The organism is Peribacillus sp. V2I11, from assembly GCF_030817135.1.
In the GTDB taxonomy this organism is placed as follows: Bacteria; Bacillota; Bacilli; order Bacillales; family DSM-1321; genus Peribacillus; species Peribacillus simplex.
In genome coordinates, this window is the sequence record NZ_JAUSYW010000001.1 from 2,665,276 (window position 1) to 2,689,704 (window position 24,429).

24 protein-coding genes and 1 tRNA gene are annotated in these 24,429 nt (G+C 42.8%); 23 read left to right on the forward strand and 2 right to left on the reverse strand.

Translation table 11 applies throughout. The features are described 5' to 3' along the window. Position 1: 1 nt before the first annotated feature. Complete coding sequence (locus QFZ73_RS12820) at positions 2–1,060, reverse strand: processed acidic surface protein (RefSeq protein WP_307266603.1); 1,059 nt, start codon at positions 1,058–1,060, stop codon at positions 2–4. A gap of 496 nt (positions 1,061–1,556) precedes the next feature. Between QFZ73_RS12820 and QFZ73_RS12825 the strand changes: the two genes are divergently transcribed. From QFZ73_RS12825 to QFZ73_RS12895, 15 genes are all read left to right on the forward strand, one after another. Beyond that, positions 1,557–2,741, forward strand: a complete 1,185-nt coding sequence (locus tag QFZ73_RS12825; RefSeq protein WP_307266604.1) for an ATP phosphoribosyltransferase regulatory subunit — start codon at positions 1,557–1,559, stop codon at positions 2,739–2,741. Further along, the gene (gene hisG / locus QFZ73_RS12830; protein WP_063233948.1) at positions 2,734–3,363 is read left to right on the forward strand and encodes an ATP phosphoribosyltransferase; all 630 of its coding nucleotides are present in this window, start codon (positions 2,734–2,736) and stop codon (positions 3,361–3,363) included. Before QFZ73_RS12825 ends, hisG begins: the two co-directional genes overlap by 8 nt. Positions 3,364–3,389: 26 nt before the next feature. After that, complete coding sequence (gene hisD, locus QFZ73_RS12835) at positions 3,390–4,676, forward strand: histidinol dehydrogenase (RefSeq protein WP_251426716.1); 1,287 nt, start codon at positions 3,390–3,392, stop codon at positions 4,674–4,676. A 92-nt stretch (positions 4,677–4,768) separates the two neighbouring features. Beyond that, positions 4,769–5,356, forward strand: a complete 588-nt coding sequence (gene hisB / locus QFZ73_RS12840) for an imidazoleglycerol-phosphate dehydratase HisB (RefSeq protein WP_251426714.1) — start codon at positions 4,769–4,771, stop codon at positions 5,354–5,356. Further along, positions 5,357–5,989: an imidazole glycerol phosphate synthase subunit HisH gene (gene hisH, locus QFZ73_RS12845; RefSeq protein ID WP_251426712.1), complete on the forward strand. Its 633-nt coding sequence runs from the start codon at positions 5,357–5,359 to the stop codon at positions 5,987–5,989. Beyond that, the gene (gene hisA, locus QFZ73_RS12850) at positions 5,986–6,720 is read left to right on the forward strand and encodes a 1-(5-phosphoribosyl)-5-[(5-phosphoribosylamino)methylideneamino]imidazole-4-carboxamide isomerase (protein WP_251426710.1); all 735 of its coding nucleotides are present in this window, start codon (positions 5,986–5,988) and stop codon (positions 6,718–6,720) included. The genes hisH and hisA overlap by 4 nt, the downstream gene beginning before the upstream one ends. Beyond that, a complete protein-coding gene (hisF, locus tag QFZ73_RS12855) occupies positions 6,721–7,479 on the forward strand; it encodes an imidazole glycerol phosphate synthase subunit HisF (RefSeq protein WP_251426708.1) in 759 nt (252 codons plus the stop codon). It abuts the gene before it with no gap. Then, positions 7,476–8,132, forward strand: a complete 657-nt coding sequence (gene hisIE / locus QFZ73_RS12860; protein ID WP_251426706.1) for a bifunctional phosphoribosyl-AMP cyclohydrolase/phosphoribosyl-ATP diphosphatase HisIE — start codon at positions 7,476–7,478, stop codon at positions 8,130–8,132. Before hisF ends, hisIE begins: the two co-directional genes overlap by 4 nt. A 520-nt stretch (positions 8,133–8,652) precedes the next feature. Then, positions 8,653–10,155 (forward strand): tetratricopeptide repeat protein, encoded by a 1,503-nt coding sequence (locus QFZ73_RS12865; protein ID WP_251426705.1) that lies wholly within the window; start codon positions 8,653–8,655, stop codon positions 10,153–10,155. A gap of 103 nt (positions 10,156–10,258) precedes the next feature. After that, on the forward strand, positions 10,259–11,206 hold the full coding sequence (trxB, locus tag QFZ73_RS12870; RefSeq protein WP_307266611.1) for a thioredoxin-disulfide reductase: 948 nt from the start codon (positions 10,259–10,261) through the stop codon (positions 11,204–11,206). A 557-nt stretch (positions 11,207–11,763) separates the two neighbouring features. Then, a complete protein-coding gene (locus QFZ73_RS12875) occupies positions 11,764–12,222 on the forward strand; it encodes an NUDIX hydrolase (RefSeq protein WP_307266614.1) in 459 nt (152 codons plus the stop codon). A 45-nt stretch (positions 12,223–12,267) separates the two neighbouring features. Further along, on the forward strand, positions 12,268–13,182 hold the full coding sequence (gene rapZ / locus QFZ73_RS12880) for an RNase adapter RapZ (protein ID WP_251426700.1): 915 nt from the start codon (positions 12,268–12,270) through the stop codon (positions 13,180–13,182). Continuing rightward, a complete protein-coding gene (locus QFZ73_RS12885) occupies positions 13,157–14,143 on the forward strand; it encodes a gluconeogenesis factor YvcK family protein (RefSeq protein ID WP_307266617.1) in 987 nt (328 codons plus the stop codon). The genes rapZ and QFZ73_RS12885 overlap by 26 nt, the downstream gene beginning before the upstream one ends. Before the next feature lie 67 nt (positions 14,144–14,210). Next, positions 14,211–15,164, forward strand: coding sequence for a DNA-binding protein WhiA (gene whiA, locus QFZ73_RS12890; RefSeq protein WP_034309971.1), 954 nt, complete (start codon positions 14,211–14,213; stop codon positions 15,162–15,164). A 20-nt stretch (positions 15,165–15,184) separates the two neighbouring features. After that, on the forward strand, positions 15,185–15,442 hold the full coding sequence (locus QFZ73_RS12895) for an HPr family phosphocarrier protein (RefSeq protein WP_048688029.1): 258 nt from the start codon (positions 15,185–15,187) through the stop codon (positions 15,440–15,442). Positions 15,443–15,539: 97 nt separating this feature from the next. On the opposite strand, the gene clpP is transcribed toward QFZ73_RS12895, so the two are convergent. Continuing rightward, on the reverse strand, positions 15,540–16,148 hold the full coding sequence (clpP, locus tag QFZ73_RS12900) for an ATP-dependent Clp endopeptidase proteolytic subunit ClpP (RefSeq protein WP_063233960.1): 609 nt from the start codon (positions 16,146–16,148) through the stop codon (positions 15,540–15,542). Between the two features lie 290 nt (positions 16,149–16,438). Between clpP and QFZ73_RS12905 the strand changes: the two genes are divergently transcribed. The 8 genes from QFZ73_RS12905 to gpmI all read left to right on the forward strand — a co-directional run bounded on the left by QFZ73_RS12905 (position 16,439) and on the right by gpmI (position 24,405). Next, a tRNA-Arg gene (locus QFZ73_RS12905) sits at positions 16,439–16,510 on the forward strand. Positions 16,511–16,828: 318 nt separating this feature from the next. After that, a complete protein-coding gene (gene rpoN, locus QFZ73_RS12910) occupies positions 16,829–18,166 on the forward strand; it encodes an RNA polymerase factor sigma-54 (protein WP_307266620.1) in 1,338 nt (445 codons plus the stop codon). Positions 18,167–18,180: 14 nt separating this feature from the next. Next, the gene (locus QFZ73_RS12915) at positions 18,181–18,423 is read left to right on the forward strand and encodes a glutaredoxin family protein (RefSeq protein ID WP_307266622.1); all 243 of its coding nucleotides are present in this window, start codon (positions 18,181–18,183) and stop codon (positions 18,421–18,423) included. Positions 18,424–18,563: 140 nt separating this feature from the next. Beyond that, positions 18,564–19,598 (forward strand): sugar-binding transcriptional regulator, encoded by a 1,035-nt coding sequence (locus QFZ73_RS12920; RefSeq protein WP_251426693.1) that lies wholly within the window; start codon positions 18,564–18,566, stop codon positions 19,596–19,598. A 32-nt stretch (positions 19,599–19,630) separates the two neighbouring features. Continuing rightward, positions 19,631–20,638 carry a type I glyceraldehyde-3-phosphate dehydrogenase gene (gene gap / locus QFZ73_RS12925; RefSeq protein ID WP_251426691.1) on the forward strand — a complete coding sequence of 336 codons (1,008 nt, stop codon included), beginning with the start codon at positions 19,631–19,633 and terminating at the stop codon, positions 20,636–20,638. A 246-nt stretch (positions 20,639–20,884) separates the two neighbouring features. After that, positions 20,885–22,069, forward strand: coding sequence for a phosphoglycerate kinase (locus QFZ73_RS12930; RefSeq protein ID WP_307266625.1), 1,185 nt, complete (start codon positions 20,885–20,887; stop codon positions 22,067–22,069). 46 nt (positions 22,070–22,115) lie between these two features. After that, positions 22,116–22,877, forward strand: coding sequence for a triose-phosphate isomerase (gene tpiA / locus QFZ73_RS12935; protein WP_251426687.1), 762 nt, complete (start codon positions 22,116–22,118; stop codon positions 22,875–22,877). Further along, positions 22,870–24,405, forward strand: coding sequence for a 2,3-bisphosphoglycerate-independent phosphoglycerate mutase (gpmI, locus tag QFZ73_RS12940; RefSeq protein WP_251426685.1), 1,536 nt, complete (start codon positions 22,870–22,872; stop codon positions 24,403–24,405). Before tpiA ends, gpmI begins: the two co-directional genes overlap by 8 nt. The last annotated feature ends 24 nt before the right edge of the window (positions 24,406–24,429 follow it).

Consider the following 24,429-nt stretch of genomic DNA (forward strand, 5'->3'; position numbering starts at 1 on the left):
CTTAATTAGTGAGTCTCGCTTTTCTAATTAATCCGAAAGCGATACCCATCAACACTAAACCGATTAAAGCACCGAATAAGTAATTACCAGCCGTTTTAGGAAGCACTCCGCCTTTTTCCGTTTTATGTTCAGGTTTTGCGGGTTTCTTCTTTTCTTTTTTTACCTCAACCACTTTAGAAATGACCTGAGTGGACTGTTTAATGTCATTACCGGTTTCTTTCACTAAATCGGAACCGATCATTTCACCTGTCAATGTGAAATCTAGCAAAAAATTGCCGTTTAAATCATAAATGGAAACTAGTAAACTAGCATTCGTCAATTCCTTAAGCTGGAATAAAGCCTCAAGGGATAGGTTTGTCGTGACACCATCCTGAATTAAGGCGAATTTGAATTGAATTTGCAGCAAGCTTTGAAGATCTTTATATATAGAAAGCAATTCAGCTACTTGTTCTGCAGACAATTCATCAATTGTTTCAAAATACTCGAGTTGATCCATCCTATCGGAGATCGCCATTAAACGATCTTCAAAAGAAGGGTCTTCGACGATAGGTGAAAGATGGTTCATGAATCTGTCGAGCTCTTCGTCTGTAAGGCCGATCTCAGTAAAGAGACCATCCATTAAATCGATGATCTCTTCCTCATCATATTCCATCTCTTCCTCATCATAACCCATTTCTAAATCGATGATATCCTCAATGTCGTAAATGAAATGGAAGGTATCGATGATGGAATCCCCCTCTTCCAGTTCGCCGTATTCTATTAATAATTCCGTAAGTTCAGCTTCTGTCATTTCATATTCTTTAAGTAGATTCTGTAAGGTCTCAGGAGTGACGGTCTGTCCTAATGTATCACGCAACTCTTCTACCGATTCCAGTTCATTCAACGTTAAGGCGTAATAGGATAAATACTCTTCCAATTCTTCTTGCGTCATTCTAACTTCAGAAAGGTATGCATTTAGCTCATCCTGGTTGATCTTAGTTGCCGCAAAACCCTTCGTTCCGCTTAAACCCAGTGAAAAAAGAACGATAAGTGCCACAAAAAATGAAAAATATTTCTTCATTCCCATTTACCCCTAAAAATTTATAATATTACCAAACTCCTAAATATTATAAAATAGCTAAACCAAAAGGTATACATTAAAAACGATGAATGGCTAAAGATAGGAAGAATTATCAGGGGAAAAAGGTATAACTCCTTCCGATAGGACTTAAACCGATCATGAAGAATATCCAAGACCACCGTGGTATTGAAGTAATGGGATTAGGGGCATATTTTCCTTGACGTAAGGTGGGGGCAGGGGTAAACTATTAATAACTTCAACCTGCTACCATATTAGCGAACTAAAGTGTTTTAATAGATTATTTTGAGTATTTATATGATTATGTCATTTAATTTGGTACTATTTTTATTAAATATTATCCGAAATTTGGATTTAAGCGTGAAACCTTGGAAAGATAAAGAGATAAACAAAATAAGGAATGGGTGCATCGGTTTTTGCCTATAGGCGTACCGATTGGATATAGATAGTAATCAATATTTCAAAAGGATGTGCAGTCGTGACAAAGCCATTTATGTTTGAAAAACCGTTAGGCATGAGAGATACATTGCCAGTGCTGTATGAAACGAAAGTGTCGGCCAGAAATAAAATGAGTGATGAAATCAAGAAGTGGGGCTATCAATTTATTGAAACGCCTGCTTTGGAATATTATGAAACAATTGGCGAGGCTTCAGCAATATTGGATCAACAGTTGTTTAAGCTTCTTGATTCCCAGGGGCATACGCTCGTACTCCGTCCAGAGATGACAGCCCCCATTGCACGGGTCGCAGCATCCAAACTGTTAAAACAGCAAATTCCGCTTCGCCTGGCCTATTCCGCGAATGTATACCGGGCACAGCAGCGTGAAGGAGGCAGGCCGGCAGAATTCGAACAGATTGGTATTGAGTGTATCGGAAATAAGTCCATAAGTGCCGATGCTGAAATGATTGCCCTGCTTACGGATGCTCTAAAGGCTGCCGGGCTTCAGGAGTTTAAGATTTCCATTGGACATATTGGATTTCTGCAAGACTTTTTCTTGAGCATTCTAGGTACGGAGGAAAGAGCCTCTATATTAAGGAAGTTTTTGTATGAAAAGAATTATGTTGGTTACCGCGAGCATGTTAAATCACTGCCGCTTTCATCCATTGATAAAAAACGGCTTATCGAATTTACCTCATTAAGGGGCAGTGAAGGAACCCTGAAAAAGGCGCTAGGGTTGGTTGAAAATAATAAAGGGCAAGATTCTTTGGCTGAACTGAAGGAATTGTCTGCGCAGCTGAAAGAATTTGGCGTTGAACAATATGTGAGCTTCGACTTAACATTGGTCAGTCATATGAGTTATTACACGGGAACTTTATTTGAAGTGTATGCCGGACAAGTGGGTTCGCCAATCGGCAATGGCGGCCGGTATGATAATCTGCTTGATAAGTTCGGCTGGAATGCTTCGGCCACAGGTTTTGCAATCCGGGTTGATCGTCTAGCAGAAGCTCTTGGGGAGCCGATCCAGCCTGTCGCACCAGAATGTATTTTATTCAGTCCAGAACGGAGATTTGAAGCAATTGAATTTGCAAGAATAAAGCGCTCCGAAGGGAAATTGGTAACGATTCAAGATATTACAGTCGTCCAAAATGTCGATGCTTTTACACGGACATTTTCTGAAGTTCATTTATTCGTAGGGAATGGGGGGAATGGAAAAGATGAATAATAGCTTTTTAACGATTGCGATGCCGAAAGGGAGAATATTTGAAGAAGCGGCAGAGCTATTAAGAAGGGCCGATTTTCGTCTCCCTCCCGAGTTTGATGATTCCCGGAAATTGATCCTTGAAGTGGAAGAGGAGAATCTGCGGTTCATTTTAGCTAAACCGATGGATGTCGTAACCTATGTGGAACACGGCGTCGCTGACATTGGAATTGCAGGGAAGGATGTCATGTTAGAAGAAGAACGTGATGTCTATGAGTTACTTGATTTGAAAATCAGTGCCTGCTATTTAGCTGTAGCTGGACTTCCTGGTACGAAAATAAGTGACATCGCCCCCAAAATAGCCAGTAAATATCCGAATGTTGCCTCCAGTTATTTTCGCGAGCAGGGGGAGCAAGTCGAAATTATAAAGTTGAATGGGTCTATTGAGTTAGCACCGTTAATTGGTTTAGCTGAACGAATCGTCGATATCGTTTCAACGGGGCGGACATTGAAGGAAAACGGTCTTGTGGAATATGCAAAAATCGCCAATGTGACTTCGAGGCTGGTAGCAAACCCTGTCAGCTATCGAATTAAAGAAGCAAGGATTACCGAAATCGTTGAACGGCTAGCAGAAATTATTGAATAGTAAAGAATCGCTAATGAGGTGAAGGTATGAAAATAGAACGGTTTGCTGAAGGGATTTCACTGAAACGCTCGGTTGACGCAGGTACTGCCGATCAAAGAAAAGCGGTTCAGGATATTATTTATGATGTCAGGAAAAGCGGAAACGCCGCTTTACATACCTATACCGAACGTTTCGATGGTGTCAGCCCAGGGGAATTACTTGTATCGGAACAGGAAATGGAAGAAGCGACAGCGGCCTTAACTGCTGAGCAGCTTGACATTATTCAAGAAGCTGCGAATAATATTCGAATGTTTCACGAGAAACAAATTCGAAATTCATGGTTTACGACTGATGATACGGGAACGATGCTAGGACAAAAATTGACACCTCTTGATGCTGTAGGTGTTTATGTTCCTGGAGGCACAGCGGCATATCCTTCGTCAGTGTTGATGAATGCGTTGCCTGCGAAGGCCGCGGGGGTGGAACGGATCGTTATGGTTTCTCCTCCGGGGAAAGATGGGAAATTATCGCCAGCGGTTTTGGCAGCTGCCAAAATTGCAGGAGTTAAGGAAATCTATAAAGTTGGCGGGGCTCAGGCAATAGCTGCTCTCGCTTATGGGACAGAAACGATTAAGAAAGTGGATAAAATAGTGGGTCCGGGAAATATATATGTGGCGTTAGCGAAGCGCGAAGTATTCGGAGATGTCGCCATTGATATGATAGCAGGTCCAAGTGAAATAGCGATATTGGCGGACGAATCAGCCATCGCTTCGGAAGTTGCGGCAGACTTGCTATCACAGGCGGAGCATGATGCCCGAGCTTGCAGTGTTTTGGTGACGACGTCAACTTCTCTTGCAGAAGAAGTGGCAACAGAAGTGACCAAGCAGGTGGCGTTACTTCCACGCCATGATATTGCTGCAGCATCCATAAGGGATTATGGAAGAATCGTTGTATGCGGGAATATGGCGGAAGCTGTTGAAGCGATTAATGAACTTGCACCGGAACATTTGGAAATTGTGGCCAAAGATGCACTTGAAATCATGGCTGAAATCCGCCATGCCGGGGCAATTTTCATTGGCCGCTTTAGTTCGGAGCCCGTCGGGGATTACTTTGCAGGTCCCAATCATGTGTTGCCTACCAATGGAACCGCCCGTTTTTCCAGCCCGCTGAATGTGGATGATTTCCAAAAGAAATCGAGCATCATCATGTATAGTGAAACGGCCTTCCGCAAAAATGCAGAAAAAATCGCAGCATTTGCCCGAATGGAAGGACTTGAGGCTCACGCCCGTGCCATTGAATCACGTGGTGTGAATGAATCCAGGGAAAAGTCCTGAATTATTAAATAAGTGAAATCATGATATAAAGACTTTTGACATGCTTTTACATCTTGGGAAAAGGGGTCTTACCCCGTTGAGGAGGAGTTGTAATGGAACGTTTTGCTAGTGTGGAGCGAAAGACGAATGAAACGGAAATAAGTTTGAAGTTTGGTGTGGATGGGGGAGGTAATTCCTCCATTAAGACGGGCGTTCCGTTTATGACGCATATGCTGGATTTGTTCACGAAACACGGGAAGTTTGATTTGACAGTAGATGCAAATGGGGATACAGACGTGGATGATCACCATACAACTGAAGATATTGGCATTTGCTTGGGGCAGACGTTATTGGAGGCCCTTGGAGACAAGCGTGGGATAAAGCGTTACGGAAATGCTTTCGTACCTATGGATGAAGCGCTCGCCCAGGTTGTCATCGATTTAAGCAATCGTCCGCATCTGGAGTTCCGGGCTGAGTTTCCTTCGCAAAAGGTCGGTACGTTCGATACTGAACTGGTGCACGAGTTTCTTTGGAAATTCGCTCTTGAAGCCAGGATGAACCTGCATGTAGTCGTTCATTACGGTCACAACACACATCATATGATCGAAGCAATATTCAAAGCGCTTGGACGTGCATTGGATGAAGCTACGACAATCGATCCACGTGTCAAAGGCATCCCTTCGACGAAAGGAATGTTGTAAATGATCGGGATCGTCGATTATGGCATGGGGAATTTATTTTCTGTAAGTAAAGGGCTTGAGCGCCTTGGTGCCGATTCTTTCATTTCCGATGACCCAAAAGAACTTTCAAAGTCGAAAGGGATCATACTTCCCGGCGTTGGCTCTTTCAGGGATGCTATGAGTCTCTTGGAAAAACAAAAGCTGGATGAATTCCTGAGGGAATATGTAGCCGATGGAGGTTATCTATTAGGCATCTGCCTTGGTATGCAGCTTCTCTTTGATGAAAGTGAGGAAAATGGACCGGCAAAAGGATTATCCCTCATCCCAGGAAAAGTAGTTCGTTTTAAAGGCGTGGATGCGAATGACCAGGTTTATAAAGTGCCGCACATGGGCTGGAATCGCCTTGAATTTAAACATGCGTCACCAGTGAATGATGGGCTGGAAGAGGAACATGTCTATTTCGTCCATTCTTACTACGTCGATACGGATGAATCATTCGTTACCGCTTCGGCGACGTATGATGTGGAAGTGCCGGCGATCGTCGGTAAAGGGAATGTATTCGGCATGCAGTTCCATCCGGAAAAAAGCGGGAAGATGGGCATGTCACTTTTGAGAAATTATCTGTCATTAGTGGAAGGGAAGGAAGAAGCATGAGCAACTTTACTATTTACCCGGCGATTGATATGCGCGGAGGCAAATGCGTCCGCTTGATCCAGGGAGATTACGATCAGGAAACCGTTTATGGCGATTCCCCCTTCGATATGGCTAAAAGCTTTGCTGACCAAGGAGCCGATTGGATACATATGGTCGACCTTGACGGAGCTAAAGAGGGAGTACGCATCAATGATTCATACGTAATTAAAGCTGCAAGTGAGTTAGGGGCCCGCATTCAAATCGGCGGCGGCATCCGTACGGAACGGGATATAGCCCATTACCTGGATAATGGAGTGGAACGTGTCATTCTAGGCAGCACGGCCGTTTCAGATCCTGATTTCACTAAAGATATGATTAGGAAATATGGAAGCCAAATCGCAATCGGGATCGATGCGAAGGATGGCAGGGTTGCCACTCATGGTTGGCTTCAAACGTCTGGGACCCTTGCGATAGATCTTGGTAAATCACTGGCCGATGCTGGTGCAGAGACCTTTATCGTGACTGATATCGCGACGGATGGCATGCTTTCAGGTCCGAATGTGAAAGGGATATTGGCCATGGCGGCGGCAACTGGTAAAAACGTGATTGCTTCGGGAGGCATCAGTTCACTCGAAGACCTTATCACCCTCAAGGAGTATGAAGCCCATGGCATTGCAGGGGCAATCATTGGCAAGGCACTTTATACCAATCGTTTCACTGTAAAAGAAGCACTAGAAAAGGTGCGTGGTTAAATGCTCACTAAACGAATTATTCCATGTCTCGATGTAAAGGATGGGCGCGTAGTCAAAGGCATACAATTTGTTTCCCTTAGGGATGCTGGAGATCCTGTCGAACTTGCAGCCTTTTACGACCAAGAAGGTGCCGATGAGCTTGTCTTCCTGGATATTTCCGCATCACATGAAGGCAGGGAAACGATCGTCGACGTCGTTCAAGCGGTAGCGGGCAGCTTGGCAATCCCGTTCACGGTGGGCGGCGGTATTAATTCATTGGCGGATATGAAGAAGATCTTAAGGGCTGGTGCCGATAAGGTATCCTTAAATACAGCAGCCATTCTGCGCCCTGATTTAATTAATGAAGGTGCTGATTATTTTGGTTCCCAATGTATCGTGGTCGCCATAGACGCCCGATATGAAGAAGAGCTTGGTTCATGGCGCGTATATACCCACGGCGGTAGGAAAGCGACTGAATGGGATGTGATCGAGTGGGCGAGGGAAGCCGTAATCCGCGGTGCAGGTGAAATTTTATTGACAAGCATGGATTGTGACGGCGAGAAACAAGGGTTTAATATCGCTATGACAAAAGCAGTATCCGAAGCGGTTTCAGTGCCGGTCATCGCCTCAGGAGGGGCAGGTAACGCTGAGCATTTCCAGGAAGCCTTCCAAGAAGGTAAAGCCGACGCAGCATTAGCCGCATCGATTTTTCATTATAAAGAAACATCCGTCAAAGAAGTCAAAGCGTTTCTCAAACAACAAGGAGTGGTTGTACGATGAATCTTGAAACTATTAAATACGACGAAAAAGGTCTGATACCGGCAATCATTCAAGATGCAGGAACCGGTGAAGTGCTGACACTTGCTTATATGAACCGAGAATCACTGCAATTGTCGATTGAAAAAGGTGAAACGGTTTTCTTCAGCCGTTCGCGCAATGAATTATGGCATAAAGGAGCAACCAGCGGTAATACCCAGAAAATCATCGAAATGAAGTATGACTGCGATCAAGATGCATTGGTCGTTCGGGTCGTTCCTGCAGGTCCTGCGTGCCATACAGGGGCAACAAGCTGTTTTAGCGAAACGATTTACCAAAACAGTGAAGCCGGACAAGACGTGAAGGCGAATGTGACTTTCTTGACGGAATTGGAAAAATTGATTGAAAAAAGAAAATCGGAAATGCCTGAAGGTTCATATACTACCTACCTATTCGATAAGGGCGTTGATAAGATCCTGAAAAAAGTCGGTGAAGAAGCGGCAGAAGTGATCATTGCTGCCAAGAACCGTGATGCAGAGGAACTTTCGATGGAAAGTGCCGATCTCCTCTATCACTTATTCGTTCTTCTTCAGGAGCAGGAGCTGCCTTTCCAAGCAGTGCTTGATGTATTGAAGGCTAGACATGCCGATAAGGATGAACCGAAAGAAACCGAATGAATGGTGATTGCCCACCGTCAATAGGAGGGCTCAGACTGAAGACAAACTCGATGAAAATCAAGTTTGTCTTCAGTTTTTTTATGGCTTGTACAATTTGGACGTTGATTTCCGCTCCAGGCACTCGCTTTCCGCGGGCGGTCTGCCCGCGGCTTGGCCTGCGGGGTCTCCCCTAGACGCGCTTTCCCCGCAGGTGTCTCGCACTTTCCTCTTCAATCAGCTTTTGCTACAAACTTTTGGTAGAAACCGTACCTGAGATTTGAAAGTGTTGCTTTGTTCGGGAACATCATTGATGAAAGAGATATTTTTTGCCTACTAACTGTACCCTCCGTCAATAGGAGGGCGTTTTTGTGTATTTATGACTATGAGAGCGATCTTGACTTCTCATTTGACTAGGAATATACTTCAATTTTTTCTTAAAGAAAGCAAGGTAATTCCATTTTCCATTTTCTTGAATTGTTCGGCAAATTTACACCAATATGTTATAATACTATGGTTAATCAACTTGTAGATGGAGGATTACATGAGTAAAGACTCTAAATTTGGCCAACAGGCAAAAATTCTAACTTTTCACCCAACAGGTGAGTATTACTTCACCAAGGGTTTAAAAGCTTATCATAGACGAGAGTTACCTAAATCAAAAAAATACCTTGAACGTGCGCTGGAACTTGAACCTGCTGAACCGATGATAGCCTGTCAATTGGCAATCACTTGCTCGGAAATCGGTGAATATAATTATTCAAACAACCTCTTGGAAAACATCTTGGATGTGATGGATCCCTATATGTCGGAATGTCATTACTTCCTGGCGAATAATTATGCCCACTTAGGCATGTTCAAGGAGGCTTATCGTCACGCCAGTGCTTATCTTGATAAAGAAGAAGACGGGGAGTTCAGCGATGACGCAGAGGATCTGCTTGAACTGATAACTTTTGAGTCGGATGAGTCAGAAGAAAATCCCTTTAAGCATGATGGGCTCATTACCAAACAGGAACAAGCCCGTGAGTACCTTGAATCAGGCAATTTTCCGAAGGCAATCGAAGTGTTGAAAGAAACGATTGCCGAGTACGAGGATTACTGGTCCGCTTATAATAACCTGGCACTTGCCTATTTCTATCTCGGTCAAGTAAATGAAGCTTTTGAAACACTTGATGAGGTACTGGAAAAAAGTCCGGGAAACCTGCATGCACTTTGTAACCTTGTTGTTTTTCACCATTATCAACAGGATGAAGCAAAGGTTGAAGAGCTCATACAGATGCTGGAGAAAATTCGGCCGATGCTATCTGAACATCGTTTCAAGCTTGGAGCGACCTTCGCTTTGATCGGAAACTATGCTTCTGCATATAAATGGCTGAAAGTCCTCCAAAAGCAAGGGTTCGAGGGAGATGGAACCTTCTACTATTGGCTTACCATTTCCGCTTACCACTTAGGCCATGAACAGGCTGCCAAAAAGGCATGGAAAAAGGTCGTGGAAATGAACCCGGAAAAGGAAGGCATGGAGCCTTGGGGAGATATGAATGCAACTTCTGATGGTTTTGAACATCATTTTCCTTCAATTATAAAAAGGCTGGAAAGTGAATTCATCGAAGAAAGGCTGTTTGCCATTTTCCTTCTGAAACATTCGGTTCATAAACAGAAGCTATTGAAAAACCAGGTCCTCAACCTAAATCAGAATTTCACTGATTTGGAACGTGATTATGCCGAACTTGTTCAAGTTCCTGCTAAAGATCGCCAATTAACACCGATTGATTTTGCCGATCGCACAGCTGAGTTATTATATCAGCATTTCCAACCGATACAGTTAAATGAGGCCGGGCTCTATTTAATGTGGTTTTCCGTCTTCATCGAAGCGGTGAAATCCGAGCAGAAGTTAAATAATCCAGCAGGCTGGGCATCTGCGGTGGAATACGTGTGGAATCAGCTTAAAAATGAGAAGGCGAGCAAACAGGCAATCGCAGACAAACATTTCATATCGGTTTCCACCTTATCGAAGTATGTAAAGTTGGTTCAAAACTTACTGGGATGAGCAGATATTTGGACGAAAAATTATTTGTTATATAGGATAATAGGTAGGGAACACTAACCGTAGTGAAGGTTCCATTTGTAATGGAATATGGAGGAGTGAAAACATGTCTGAAAAAATTTATGACGTTGTTATTATTGGAGCTGGTCCTGCAGGGATGACGGCGGCTGTCTATACATCACGTGCGAACCTTTCAACCTTGATGTTAGAACGCGGAGTACCGGGCGGGCAAATGGCCAATACTGAGGAAGTTGAAAATTATCCTGGATTCGAGACTATACTCGGACCTGAACTTTCAACGAAAATGTTTGACCATGCAAAGAAATTCGGTGCGGAGTATGCCTATGGGGATGTTAAGGAAATCATTGACGGTGAAGAGTATAAAACGATCAAAGCCGGTTCCAAGGAATTCAAAGCACGTTCAATCATCATTTCATCCGGTGCCGAATACAAGAAAATCGGCGTTCCTGGCGAAAAAGAATTGGGCGGCCGCGGTGTATCATATTGTGCTGTTTGTGATGGTGCATTCTTCAAGCAAAAAGAACTGTTCGTTATCGGCGGCGGAGACTCTGCTGTTGAAGAGGGTGTGTACTTAACCCGCTTTGCTTCAAAAGTGACAATCGTTCACAGACGTGACGAACTTCGTGCTCAAAAGATTCTTCAAGATCGTGCATTTGCCAATGAGAAAATTAACTTCATTTGGAATCATACTTTGAAGGAAATCAATGAAAAAGGCGGCAAAGTCGGCGGTGTCACTCTAGTTTCCACTGAAAACGGAGAAGAGACAGTGATGGACGCAGACGGTGTATTCATTTATATCGGAATGCTTCCGCTAACCAAACCATTTGAGAACTTGGGTATCTTGAATTCCACAGGCTATATTGAAACGAATGATCGGATGGAAACAAGCGTCCCTGGTATTTTTGCAGCTGGTGACGTTCGTGAAAAAACATTGCGCCAAATCGTTACAGCTACAGGCGATGGTAGCATTGCCGCTCAATCCGCTCAGCATTTTGTTGAGGAACTTCAAGAAAAATTGCAGCCAAAGGCTTGATTTCACAAAAATATACAATCGTAATTCCGTTTTAACGATGTTGTAACACGTGTGAAATAATGATTGGGTATAGTATGGGTAGAAGTTGACCCCCATTAATTATAAACGTTTAAGGACACAGATTAAGTTTCTGTGTCTTTTTTTTGTTTTCCTGCTTTGAGACTATATCTTTAGTTCCAATTTTTAGGGTGTTTTCAAATGGTTTTAAATGTGAAGTAAGCCAACCCTTTGCATTTAGGCAGCGAAAGTGGAGAAGAATAGGAGTTAAGCAGGATAAAGACTTACCTCCGTTTTCCTTGCGAATGAATATTCCCCCAATGCAGGAAGTTTACTTTATTGTTAGCTCATTTCAAAAATAGTATAATGATAAGATATACTAAACATATATATATCTTTCATAATGGTAAGAAGATGAAAAATACAACTTGTTTGAACTATTAGCATTTGTAAATCGCCAAATGGATATCTAGCGGCGGTTTAAGGATATAAACTGAATCTCTTCAACACGGGGGGGTGAAGGTTTCTATAGTCGAGCAGAGCCAATTGAGGTGAAGAACGTGCAACGTGTCACAAACTGTGTATTGATCAAAGATAATCAAATCCTCTTATTGAAAAAACCTAGACGCGGATGGTGGGTAGCTCCAGGCGGCAAGATGGAGCCTGGGGAATCTGTACGCGATGCTTGTATTAGGGAATATCGCGAAGAAACGGGCGTTTATTTAAAAAACCCTTCCATCAAAGGTATTTTCACCTTCATTATGAAGGACGGAGATAAGGTTTTGTCGGAATGGATGATGTTCACTTTCTTTGCAACGGATTCCGATGGTATAAATGTGGATGTTTGTGAAGAAGGGGAACTTAGCTGGCATCCGGTTGAAGATGTTAAAGAGCTGATGATGGCTGAAGGTGACTTTCACATCTTGGACTATATGGTTCATGGAAGTGGGATCATTTATGGAACCTTTACCTATACACCTGAGTTTAAGCTACTTTCTTACCGATTGGATCCAGGTTAATTTTCACATATAAAAAAGATTGCTATACATGGGGGCGGAGAAACTATGAGTACAGGGCAGATGAGTGAAACGCAATTGGTCATCATTACCGGAATGTCCGGAGCAGGTAAGACAGTGGCGGTTCAAAGTTTTGAAGACCTCGGCTTTTTTTGCGTCGATAATTTGCCGCCCACGCTATTGCCAAAGTTTTTGGAGTTAATGAAGGACTCCGGGAATAAGATGAATAAAGTGGCCCTTGTCATGGATTTGAGGGGGAGGGAGTTTTTTGATTCCTTATTTCTTGCACTGGATAATTTAACGGACACAGCTGCAGTATCACCAAGAATCCTTTTTCTTGAAGCTGATGATGATTCCTTGGTCCGCAGATATAAGGAAACGAGAAGGACCCATCCCCTTGCTCCTTTAGGCCGGCCATTGGAAGGCATTAAAATGGAACGGCAACTTTTGGACGAATTGAAGGGTAGGGCTCAGTTGATCTTTAATACTTCCCAACTGAAACCGCGCGAATTGAGGGAGAAAATCGCTTTGGAATTTTCTGCGGATAAAAGTGTCGGTTTTACAGTCAATGTCATGTCCTTCGGGTTCAAGCATGGCCTGCCCATAGATGCCGACCTTGTGTTTGATGTACGTTTCCTGCCAAATCCATATTATATTGACCATATGAGGCAAAGGACTGGTATGGAACAGGAAGTGTCAAGTTACGTTTTAAAATGGAGTGAGACGCAAAAGTTCTTGGAAAAAGTGACCGATCTGCTTGCATTCATGCTTCCATATTATAAGCGTGAAGGAAAAGCACAGCTTGTTGTTGCGATTGGGTGTACAGGCGGGCAGCACCGTTCTGTAGCATTGACGGAGTATATTTCAAACCACTTCAAAAAGGATTACAGGGTTCAAGTATCACATCGCGATATCGATAAAAGTAAGGGGAAAGCAGATGTCAGTAAAAAAGAAACAACCTAAGGTTGTGATCATTGGAGGGGGAACCGGCCTTCCCGTTTTGTTGAGAGGGTTAAAGAAGCATCCGGTGGATATAACGGCAATCGTAACGGTAGCTGATGATGGTGGAAGTTCAGGCCGCCTTCGCGAGGATATGGATATTCCCGCTCCGGGTGATATTCGTAACGTACTGGCTGCGTTATCGGATGTAGAGCCCCTTGTTGAACAAATGTTTCAACATCGCTTTCAGAGTAAAAATGAGTTGTCCGGGCATTCGCTGGGGAATTTGATACTGGCGGCAATGACCTCGTTGACCGGGGATTTCGTCCATGCGATCCAGGAAATGAGTAAATTTCTTAATGTCCGCGGTAAAGTGCTTCCGGCTGCCAACCAAAGTGTGGTTCTCCATGCGGAGATGGATGACGGAACGATTGTTACAGGAGAATCCAAGATCCCTTTCTCAGGAAAGAAAATAAAAAAAGTATTTCTGTCTCCTCATCATATAAAGCCGCTTAGTGAAACTATCCAGGAAATCAAGCAGGCTGATCTTATTGTCATAGGTCCAGGAAGCCTATATACCAGCATTCTGCCTAACTTACTTGTCCCTGGTTTAGGAGAAGAGGTTGGCCGTTCCAAGGCTAAGAAGGTGTACATTTGCAATTTGATGACACAAGCCGGCGAGACGCTGGATTATAGCGCGAGCGATCATATAAAAGCGATATATGACCATATGGGAAATGCATATATTGACAGGATACTTGTTAATAATGAGGAAATACCAACCGAGATTCAGCAACGTTATCAAGCTGAATATGCTAAACCGGTCATGTTTGATGTGGAAGGTTTAAAACGGATGGGGCTTGAAATCATACAAGAACGCATTTTCAGCTATGAAGGGAATGTAATACGCCATGACACGAAAAAAGTGGCGGATTTGCTTTATAATATGCTTGTAAATGAAACAAAAAGCCACATAGTACCGTAGATATAAGCGGGGGCGGTTTTTTGATTGATAAAAATAGATTACCTGCGTTCGATTGGGGGTGAAATGGATGTCTTTTGCTTCAGAAACGAAAAAAGAGCTTACTACATTAGAGGGAAAGGATTGCTGCGGTAAAGCGGAATTGTGTGCGCTTATCCGGATGAACGGATCCCTTTCATTTTCTAATCGGAAGCTTGTTGTGGATATTCAAACTGAAAATGCTGCGATTGCCAGAAGGATTTATACGCTGCTGAAAAAAAGTTATGAGGTCCAGGTCGAGCTGTTGGTCCGTAAAAAGATGAAGCTGAAGAAGAATAATGTATATATTGTCAGGATGTCATCCGGAGGGCAGCGGGTTTTAACCGATTTGGAAATTTTAGGCGATGGCTTTGAAATTCTCCATGATATATCCGATACTATTGTTGGGAAGAAATGCTGTAAGCGTTCATACCTAAGAGGTGCATTTCTTGCGGGAGGGTCGGTAAATAATCCGGAAACGTCTTCCTATCACCTTGAGATTTTCTCACTTTATAAAGAGCACAATGATGCCCTTTGTGAGCTAATGAATAAGTTTGGATTGAAGGCCAAGACGCTTGAACGCAAGAAAGGGTACATCATTTATTTGAAAGAAGCCGAAAAGATAGCCGAGTTTTTAAGCATAGTTGGCGCCCATTCAGCTTTATTAAGGTTCGAAGATGTGCGGATTGTCCGTGATATGCGTAATTCAGTGAATCGGCTTGTGAATTGTGAAACAGCCAATTTGAACAAAACGATCGGGGCCTCATTGCGCCAGGTTGAAAATATCCATTATATCGAGGATACGGTAGGACTAAGCATTTTACCGGATAAGCTTCGGGAAATTGCGGAGCTTAGGATAGCGTTTCAGGATATAACCTTAAAGGAACTTGGGGAAATGGTGTCCGGGGGAACCATCAGTAAGTCCGGGATTAATCACCGATTACGAAAGATTGATGAAATAGCTGACAGGCTCCGTGGGGGAGAGGCTATTGCTGCGAAAAAATAAAGCTAACAGGGGAGATCAAGATGGTGGAAAAACAAGTTGAGGTAAAATTGAAAACGGGTTTGCAAGCGCGGCCGGCGGCTCTTTTTGTACAAGAAGCTAACCGCTTTCATTCAGATGTTTTTCTTGAAAAAGAAGGAAAGAAAGTGAATGCAAAAAGTATAATGGGGTTAATGAGCCTTGCCATCAGTTCTGGCGTGTCCGTGAAGTTAATCGTCGAAGGACGCGATGAAAAAGAAGCGTTAGAGGCATTGGAAGAGTTCGTTCAGCAAGAGGGTTAAAATAAAAGGGTGCCTAAAAGTGCATCCTTTTCTTTTATGATGTAAAAAAGGCTCCGGAAGTCGCTTAAGGCGATCTCCGGAGCCTTTTGGTGCATGATTATTTAGAGTCTTTTTTATCATCAAGGATGCTGCGCGTGATGACTTTGTCAATCAAGCCATATTCAAGAGCTCTTTCGGAAGTCATGAAGTTATCACGTTCCGTATCTCTTTGAAGGACTTCAATAGGTTGACCAGTACGTTCTGCTAAAATTTGGTTCAGTTTATCTTTCAAGTGAAGGATACGGCGGGCAGCAATTTCAATTTCCGTAGCTTGACCTTGAGCTCCTCCAAGTGGTTGGTGAATCATGACTTCACTGTTTGGCAACGCATAACGTTTGCCTTTTTCGCCAGCGGCCAATAGGAAAGCACCCATGGAAGCGGCCATACCGATGCATACTGTGGATACATTAGGTTTGATATATTGCATAGTATCGTAAATGGCCATACCGGAAGTGATGCTTCCACCAGGGCTGTTGATGTATAGAGTGATATCTTTTTCAGGATTTTCCGCTTCTAAAAAAAGTAATTGAGCAACAATGGAGTTGGAAACATTATCGTCAATTGCACTTCCTAGCATAATGATCCGGTCTTTTAATAAACGGGAGTAAATATCGTAGGCACGCTCCCCACGACTTGTTTGTTCGATAACTGTAGGAATTAAATTCATGTTCATTTCCTCCTTCGATTAAGAGAATCATTTTAAATTCTTTATGTATGTATGATACACTTTTTGGTCAATTTAGGTCAAACAAAACAAACCCTATAATGGATAATTTGTTCGACAATTTTCTGGCTAAGGCTCCTTCCTGATAGATTACTTTATATATTATGCCGCACAGGGATGAATTTCCACATTACCCATAATACCCAAATGACGAAGTTTTAAACCTGATAACCCTTGCAAAGGAGGCGATTCTATCATATAATGAAGTCTGTTGAAAAAATATTTTCTATTACGCCCTCGTAGTGCAACGGATAGAACGCAAGCCTCCGAAGCTTGAAATGCAGGTTCGATTCCTGCCGAGGGCATTACCAATCTTCTGCTTAATAAAGTGGGGGATTTTTTATTGGTCATTTTTAAGGTTGTTCCCTAAGATTTTTGGTGAATTTACTCGTTTTCCGTAATATTTCATCGAATCCTGGAATGTCAGTCCTGTCTTGAAAATATTCGCCCACACTATTGGAAAATGGTGATTTTTTAATAAAAGTAGTTGTTAAATTTGCATTTCTAACATATAGTATTTAAAAACAAATAAACTATTCAGAAAAAAACGTAAGCGTTTTCATGGGTTTTTGTGTAGAATTTTCTCCTGATAATGTAAAATGGAGTGGGGGAGGGATGAATCGATGAGTATGAATATGAAAGCAGGACTTTTTCAACAGCAAACATTAAAGATGGCAATGACCCAGGAGCTTATGCAAGCTATTACATTGCTGCAATACTCCTCGCAGGAGCTATCGGCCTTTTTAGAAAATAAAATGGTGGAGAATCCATTACTGTCCATAGATCAGCCAACATCTGCTTTATTTCAGCCAACTTTTGACCGGAAAAAGGGTAAACGGACTCTTAAGAATACGTATGATGCCAACTACTGGATTGAACAGATCAGTGAAGATACAATATCGCTTGAACAGCATATCATGTCACAGGTGAATCACCAGCAGCTTTCCGGTGAGCAGCAGAAGGCAATGCTGCTATTAATTCATAACCTTGATGAAAACGGTTACTTGAGGACTCAGCTGGAGGATATATGTATCCCAAGCATATCCCCGGTCGTTTTGGAAGAAAGCCTCTCAATTTTACAGCAACTCGAGCCGCATGGAATTGGAGCGAGAAATCTTCAAGAGTGCCTTTTGCTTCAGGTGAAAGCTGAAGGGGTGAATCTGCTGGCTGAATCGATCATAGAAAACCATTTCCTCGGTTTTGCTGAAAAGCGCTGGAAAGACCTAAGTAAGAAAATCGGTGTTACAATGAAGGAGATTCAAGAAGTATTTGATTATGTCCAGACGTTGAACCCGCGTCCGGCTTCACTCTTTTTTCAGGAAAAACCTTCTTATATAGTGCCGGATGTGGTCGTGGAAGTTCGGGATGGCATGCTGCTTGTCGGGAATTATGATGGTAACACACCCAATCTTAATGTGGATAAAGGGTATTTAAACCGAATGAAGAGCCATAAGGATCAGGGTGTTCAACGGTTTATCCAAGATAAGTGGCAGGAATACCAATGGATCTCCAGAGGGATTCAACAGAGAAAAGAAACTATATTGAAGGTCATTCAGTGCATCGTCGAGAAACAGCCGGCGTGCTTTCATCATGGCCTGAACTTTTTGAAGCCGATGACGATGAAAGAAGTCGCTGACGAACTTGGTATACATGAGTCCACAGTAAGCCGGGCGGTAAAAGGGAAATACGTGCAGACACCATTTGGCACGATAGAGATGCGGATATTTTTCACTGCTTCTTTACAGTCAGTCGGCCTTGATGAGGATATGTCGGGCATGCAAGCAAAAAAGAGCCTACAGGCAGCCATCAATGGGGAAAATAAACAAAAGCCGCTTTCGGATCAAGACCTGGCAGAACGGTTGAAAGAGGAGCATGGAATTATCCTGGCCCGCCGGACCGTTGCCAAATACCGGGAACAATTAGGGATCCCTTCTTCATCTAAACGAAAAAGGTATGACTGAAAAGGATGAGTGGTTTGGAATCAAATGCATTTGTTTTATATAGTAGGGATAAATGCCCGTTATGTGATAAAGCCAAGCAGGTACTGGAAGAAGTGAAAGAGGAGTCAGGCATAGGCTATAAGGAAATCGATATCCATTCCGATGATGATTTACTTGAGAAATTCGGGCTGATGATTCCTGTAGTAGAATGGAAAGATGATATCGTTCAATTCGGAAATGTTGATAAATCAGCTCTAAATCGTCTTTTGGAAAAATAATTTTTCAAATCATTTGAAGAAACATTCCGTTCCTGCTAGAATAAAATATGTAGCAGGAATATTTTTTTGTTTTAGGTGGGACAGAAAATGACTACGCGGGACATTAAATGTCCAACTAAACTTTTTAGGAGTTTTAAAATATGCGTACATTACTCGAGGTACAAAGAAAATTATTACCGGATTTCCTTATGGTTATGCAAAAAAGATATGATATCCTGCGTTATATCAAAATGATGCAGCCGGTTGGAAGGCGCAGTCTGTCCGTGAGCCTTAATTTGACAGAGCGGACGCTTAGGAGCGAGGTTGATTTTCTGAAAAGTCAGAACCTGGTTAACATATTCAGCTCTGGCATGACGCTGACTGATGAAGGGATTGAAATCCTGGATAAGTTAGAAGGAATAATGCGTGAAGTAATGGGTATAGACATAATGGAAAAGCAATTGCAGGATTTGTTACAAGTGGATGAAGTCATTATTGTCTCAGGAAATTGTGATGAGACCCCATGGGTGAAAAAAGAATTGGGTAAAGCTTGTGCAAACCGTATGAGACGAGAATGGAACTCAAAGAATATCATTGCTGTTACTGGCGGATCGACAATGGCCGAAGTGGCTGATTCGTTGTCACCTGATGAAGCGTCGAAGAAATTGATATTTGTCCCGGCCCGCGGGGGAATTGGTGAAGCAGTGCAGAATCAGGCCAATACGATTGTCGAAAAAATGGCACAGAAGGCACAAGCCTCATATAGAGTGTTATATGTACCCGATCAATTAAGCGGTGAGGTTTATGCTTCATTTCAGAAGGAACCTGCAATTAAAGAAGTGATTTCCCAAATCAAATCTGCCGATATGATCATTCATGGAATCGGTGATGCCATGGCGATGGCAGAGAGAAGAAATTCTTCGCCAGAAATGTTAAAGAAGCTGTTAGATGGAAATGCTGTAGGAGAGGCATTCGGTTATTATTACGATGAAAACGGCAAAGTTGTTCATAAAGTTTTGACAGTCGGCATCCAGTTAGATGATCTTAGCCCTGAAAAGCGAGTGATAACTGTGGCAGGTGGTAAAACTAAAGCAAAGGCTATCCGTTCCTACATGAAAGGCGCACCTTCATCAACCGTTTTGATCACGGATGAAGCGGCGGCACAAGAGTTAATTCAGGGGAATTACACCCCTTAATATATTTGCGAACTTAAAAGGAGGAATTTTTCATGGCAGTAAAAGTTGGTATTAATGGTTTTGGACGTATTGGTCGTAATGTATTTCGTGCAGCATTGAGTAATCCTGGGGTGGAGATTGTTGCTATTAACGACTTAACGGATGCTAATATGTTAGCGCACCTTCTTCAATACGATACAATTCATGGCTCTCTTAATGAAAATGTAACAGTTGATGGGGATTACCTTGTAGTTGATGGTCATAAAGTCAAAGTATTGGCTGAACGTGATCCTGCACAATTAGCATGGGGTGAACTAGGAGTAGAAGTAGTTGTAGAATCTACAGGACGTTTCACAAAACGTGCAGATGCAGCTAAGCATTTAGAAGCTGGCGCGAAAAAAGTAATCATCTCTGCTCCTGCATCTGATGAAGATATCACAATTGTCATGGGTGTAAACGAAGACAAATATGATGCAGCAAACCACCATGTAATCTCTAATGCTTCTTGTACAACCAACTGCTTGGCTCCATTTGCTAAAGTGCTTCATGAACAATTCGGAATCAAACGTGGTATGATGACTACTGTTCACTCATATACAAATGATCAGCAAATCCTTGATTTGCCTCATAAAGATTACCGCCGTGCACGTGCAGCTGCCGAGAACATCATTCCTACAACAACTGGGGCAGCAAAAGCTGTTGCACTTGTTCTTCCTGAACTTAAAGGGAAATTGAATGGTATGGCAATGCGCGTACCTACTCCAAACGTTTCTGTAGTCGACCTTGTTGCAGAGCTTGAAAAAGAAACAACAGTTGAAGAAGTGAATGCAGCATTCAAAAAGGCTTCTGAAGGCGAATTAAAAGGAATTCTTGAGTACAGCGAACTTCCGCTAGTATCAACTGACTATAACGGTAACCCATCATCATCTACAATTGATGCCCTTTCCACAATGGTAATGGAAGGAAACATGGTTAAAGTATTATCTTGGTATGATAATGAAACAGGATATTCTAGCCGTGTTGTTGATCTAATCGACTATTTGGCTAAAAAAGGATTGTAATTAGAATAATAAAAAACCTCACCAAGGTGAGGTTTTTTTTATCATAACTCTAAAAAAACTTGGCAGAAGATGATATTATTAGTAAGTCATTAATCAGTCAAGCGTTTACATTTCTTGTTTTTGGATAATTTCCTGGAAACCGACTATAATGAAAAAGAGAAAAGGGGAGTTGGGAAATTTACCCTCTCCCTTTTTGGCTAAAAGAATCAAAAATATGATAACAATATCTAAGGAGGTTCTTGGATTATGAATAAAAAGTCGATTAGAGATATTGAATTAAAGGGGAAACGCGTATTTTGCCGTGTTGATTTCAACGTGCCGATGCAGGACGGAAAGATTTCGGATGATACGAGAATCAAAGCTGCACTGCCGACGATTTCCTATCTGACAGAACAAGGAGCTAAAGTCATCTTAGCCAGCCACCTTGGCCGTCCTAAAGGACAAGTCGTTGAAGAATTGCGTTTAGCGCCTGTTGCGGAAAGACTAAGCGAACTTAGTGGCAAAGATGTGCAAAAGGCAGAAGAAGCTTACGGCGAGACCGTTCAATCAATCATCGATAACATGCAAAATGGCGAGATCCTGTTGTTGGAAAACGTTCGTTTCTATCCAGGAGAAGAGAAGAACGATCAAGAATTGGCGAAGTCATTTGCTGCATTGGCTGATGTTTATGTTAACGATGCATTCGGAGCTGCGCATCGTGCACATGCTTCAACTGAAGGAATAGCACACCATCTCCCAGCTGTTGCCGGATTGCTGATGGAAAAAGAGCTTTCTGTACTAGGAAAAGCCCTATCCAATCCAGAACGTCCTTTTACAGCTATAATTGGCGGGGCAAAAGTAAAGGATAAGATAGGCGTTATCGAAAACCTTTTGGAAAAAGTCGATCACTTGATCATTGGTGGTGGCCTGGGTTATACATTTATTAAAGCGCAAGGTCATGAAATCGGTAATTCTTTATTGGAAGAGGACAAAATAGAAATGGCCAAATCTTTCATCGAAAGTGCAAAAGAAAAAGGCGTAAAACTTCATTTGCCTATCGATGCAGTCGTAACGGCTGAATTTTCACCTGATGCAGAGACAGAGAATGTCGATATCGATGCTATTCCTAATGATAAAATGGGTCTTGATATCGGTCCAAAAACAAGTGAATTATTTGCGGATGTAATCAAAAGTTCTAAGCTTGTCATTTGGAATGGGCCAATGGGTGTATTCGAGTTCGATAAATTTGCGAATGGAACGAGAACGGTTGCCGAAGCATTGGCGGAAGCAGAAGGTACGTACAGCATTGTAGGCGGAGGGGATTCAGCCGCAGCTGCAGAAAAGTTTGGCTTGGCAGAAAAGATGTCCCATATTTCAACTGGCGGCGGTGCATCTCTTGAGTTCATGGAAGGCAAAGAATTGCCTGGCGTTGTGGCCTTGAACGATAAATAAGATTAAACCGTTACATATTTCAACTTTAGAAGGGATGAGAAACCAAATGCGTAAACCGATTATTGCAGGAAACTGGAAAATGAATAAAACACTATCTGAAGCGACTGCCTTTTTAGAAGAAGTGAGCAATTTGATTCCGAAGCAAGATGTAATCGATACGGTTGTATGTGCTCCAGCTTTATTTTTGGATCAGCTGGTTCAAGCAGCAAAAGGAACCGATGTGAAAATCGGGGCGCAGAACATGCACTTTGAAGAAAGCGGTGCTTTCACAGGAGAAATCAGCCCAACCGCATTGGCTGACCTTGGTGTATCCTACGTCATACTTGGTCATTCTGAGCGCCGGGAAATGTTCAATGAAACGGATGAAGCCGTTAATAAAAAAGCTCATGCCGCTTTTGCCCGCCAATTGACTCCAATCGTTTGCTGCGGCGAAACACTTGAGCAAAGGGAAGCTGGCGAAACGAATGATTTCGTAGGCAGCCAGATTGAAAAGGGCCTGGCAGGATTATCTGACGATCAATTGAAACAAGCCGTTATTGCTTATGAGCCTATTTGGGCGATTGGAACAGGAAAATCGTCATCTGCTCAAGATGCAAATGAAGTTTGTGCGCATATCCGCTCCGTTGTTGCCGATAAATTTTCAAATGAAGCAGCTGCAGCCATCCGCATTCAATACGGTGGCAGTGTAAAACCTGAGAATATTAAAGAGTACATGGCACAACCTGATATAGATGGTGCGTTGGTTGGCGGTGCAAGCTTGAAAACCGATTCGTTTTTACAATTGCTGGAGGCTGGTCACTATGAGTAAGTCGCCTGTGGCACTTATCATCTTAGACGGTTTTGGCTGCCGCAACGAAGAAAAGGGAAATGCTGTTTTTCATGCGAAAAAACCGAACTTTGACCGTTATTGGGAACAGTATCCTCATTCCCATTTAACTGCAAGCGGGGAAGCGGTCGGTTTGCCTGCCGGTCAAATGGGTAACTCGGAAGTGGGGCATTTGAATATCGGGGCAGGGCGGATCGTTTATCAAAGTCTGACCCGTGTGAACCTGGCTATCCGTGAAGGCGAGTTTGCACAAAACCCAACTTTGGTCGATGCCATGAGCCATACCAAGAAAAAAGGCACGGACCTTCATCTTTTCGGTCTTCTATCAGATGGCGGCGTGCACAGTCATATTGATCATATGTATGCCTTGCTGAAATTGGCTGCTAAAGAAGGAGTTAAAAATGTATATGTACATGCATTTTTAGATGGTCGAGATGTCGGACCGAAAACGGCGCAGGGTTATATTAAGGAAGCGGAAGCGAAAATGAAGGAAATCGGTGTTGGTCAGTTTGCTACCATATCCGGAAGATATTATTCGATGGACCGTGATAAACGCTGGGAACGTGTGGAGAAATCCTACCGTTCGATGGTGTATGGTGATGGCCCTGCATATTCTTCTGCGATGGAATGTGTCGACGATTCGTACGAACATGGTATTTTTGACGAGTTCGTGATACCTTCAGTTATAACGGCGGAAGACGGTAAACCGGTGGCAACGATTAAAAATGATGATGCCGTAATCTTTTATAACTTCCGTCCAGACCGGGCGATCCAGATTTCCAATACGTTCACGAATGAGGATTTTCGCTCATTTGACCGCGGCCCTGGACATCCTAAGCATCTCCATTTTGTCTGCTTGACACATTTTTCAGAAACAGTTGACGGATATGTTGCATTTAATCCGACAAATCTTGATAATACATTAGGGGAAGTACTTTCCCAAAACCAGCTTACCCAGCTTCGTATCGCTGAAACTGAAAAATATCCTCATGTGACGTTTTTCATGAGCGGCGGACGTGAAGAGGAGTTTCCTGGTGAAGAGAGGATTTTAATTAATTCTCCGAAAGTCGCTACATATGATTTACAACCGGAAATGAGTGCTTATGAAGTAACGGATGCATTGGTGGAACAAATTGAGGCTGACCGCTTTGATGCCATTCTCTTGAATTTTGCCAACCCGGACATGGTTGGTCATTCAGGGATGCTTGAGCCTACCATTAAAGCGATTGAAACAGTGGATGAATGCCTAGGCAGGATTGTCGATTTAATCGTCTCAAAGGGCGGTACAGCAATCATTACCGCTGACCATGGGAACGCTGATGAAGTCGTAACGCTTGAAGGCAACCCTATGACAGCCCATACTACGAATCCCGTGCCTGTCATTATCACTAAAAATCAGGTAACATTAAGAACAGGTGGTATTCTAGGCGATTTAGCTCCAACGATGCTTGATTTGCTTGGAGTCGAAAAACCTGTTGAAATGACAGGAAAATCCCTATTATCTAAATAAAATTGTGAATAGGAAAAGGAGAGA

Excerpts from the sequence above, each read along its gene's own strand:
- whiA (WP_034309971.1), top strand. The coding sequence starts at position 14,211 with ATGTCTTTTGCTTCAGAAACGAAAAAAGAGCTTACTACATTAGAGGGA.
- gpmI (WP_251426685.1), top strand. The coding sequence starts at position 22,870 with ATGAGTAAGTCGCCTGTGGCACTTATCATCTTAGACGGTTTTGGCTGC.
- hisD (WP_251426716.1), top strand. The coding sequence starts at position 3,390 with ATGAAAATAGAACGGTTTGCTGAAGGGATTTCACTGAAACGCTCGGTT.
- tpiA (WP_251426687.1), top strand. The coding sequence starts at position 22,116 with ATGCGTAAACCGATTATTGCAGGAAACTGGAAAATGAATAAAACACTA.
- hisG (WP_063233948.1), top strand. The coding sequence starts at position 2,734 with ATGAATAATAGCTTTTTAACGATTGCGATGCCGAAAGGGAGAATATTT.
- hisIE (WP_251426706.1), top strand. The coding sequence starts at position 7,476 with ATGAATCTTGAAACTATTAAATACGACGAAAAAGGTCTGATACCGGCA.
- QFZ73_RS12865 (WP_251426705.1), top strand. The coding sequence starts at position 8,653 with ATGAGTAAAGACTCTAAATTTGGCCAACAGGCAAAAATTCTAACTTTT.
- clpP (WP_063233960.1), bottom strand. The coding sequence starts at position 16,148 with ATGAATTTAATTCCTACAGTTATCGAACAAACAAGTCGTGGGGAGCGT.
- rapZ (WP_251426700.1), top strand. The coding sequence starts at position 12,268 with ATGAGTACAGGGCAGATGAGTGAAACGCAATTGGTCATCATTACCGGA.
- QFZ73_RS12920 (WP_251426693.1), top strand. The coding sequence starts at position 18,564 with ATGCGTACATTACTCGAGGTACAAAGAAAATTATTACCGGATTTCCTT.
- QFZ73_RS12930 (WP_307266625.1), top strand. The coding sequence starts at position 20,885 with ATGAATAAAAAGTCGATTAGAGATATTGAATTAAAGGGGAAACGCGTA.
- QFZ73_RS12820 (WP_307266603.1), bottom strand. The coding sequence starts at position 1,060 with ATGAAGAAATATTTTTCATTTTTTGTGGCACTTATCGTTCTTTTTTCA.
- hisA (WP_251426710.1), top strand. The coding sequence starts at position 5,986 with ATGAGCAACTTTACTATTTACCCGGCGATTGATATGCGCGGAGGCAAA.
- hisB (WP_251426714.1), top strand. The coding sequence starts at position 4,769 with ATGGAACGTTTTGCTAGTGTGGAGCGAAAGACGAATGAAACGGAAATA.
- hisF (WP_251426708.1), top strand. The coding sequence starts at position 6,721 with ATGCTCACTAAACGAATTATTCCATGTCTCGATGTAAAGGATGGGCGC.
- gap (WP_251426691.1), top strand. The coding sequence starts at position 19,631 with ATGGCAGTAAAAGTTGGTATTAATGGTTTTGGACGTATTGGTCGTAAT.
- QFZ73_RS12895 (WP_048688029.1), top strand. The coding sequence starts at position 15,185 with ATGGTGGAAAAACAAGTTGAGGTAAAATTGAAAACGGGTTTGCAAGCG.
- QFZ73_RS12885 (WP_307266617.1), top strand. The coding sequence starts at position 13,157 with ATGTCAGTAAAAAAGAAACAACCTAAGGTTGTGATCATTGGAGGGGGA.
- trxB (WP_307266611.1), top strand. The coding sequence starts at position 10,259 with ATGTCTGAAAAAATTTATGACGTTGTTATTATTGGAGCTGGTCCTGCA.
- hisH (WP_251426712.1), top strand. The coding sequence starts at position 5,357 with ATGATCGGGATCGTCGATTATGGCATGGGGAATTTATTTTCTGTAAGT.
- rpoN (WP_307266620.1), top strand. The coding sequence starts at position 16,829 with ATGAGTATGAATATGAAAGCAGGACTTTTTCAACAGCAAACATTAAAG.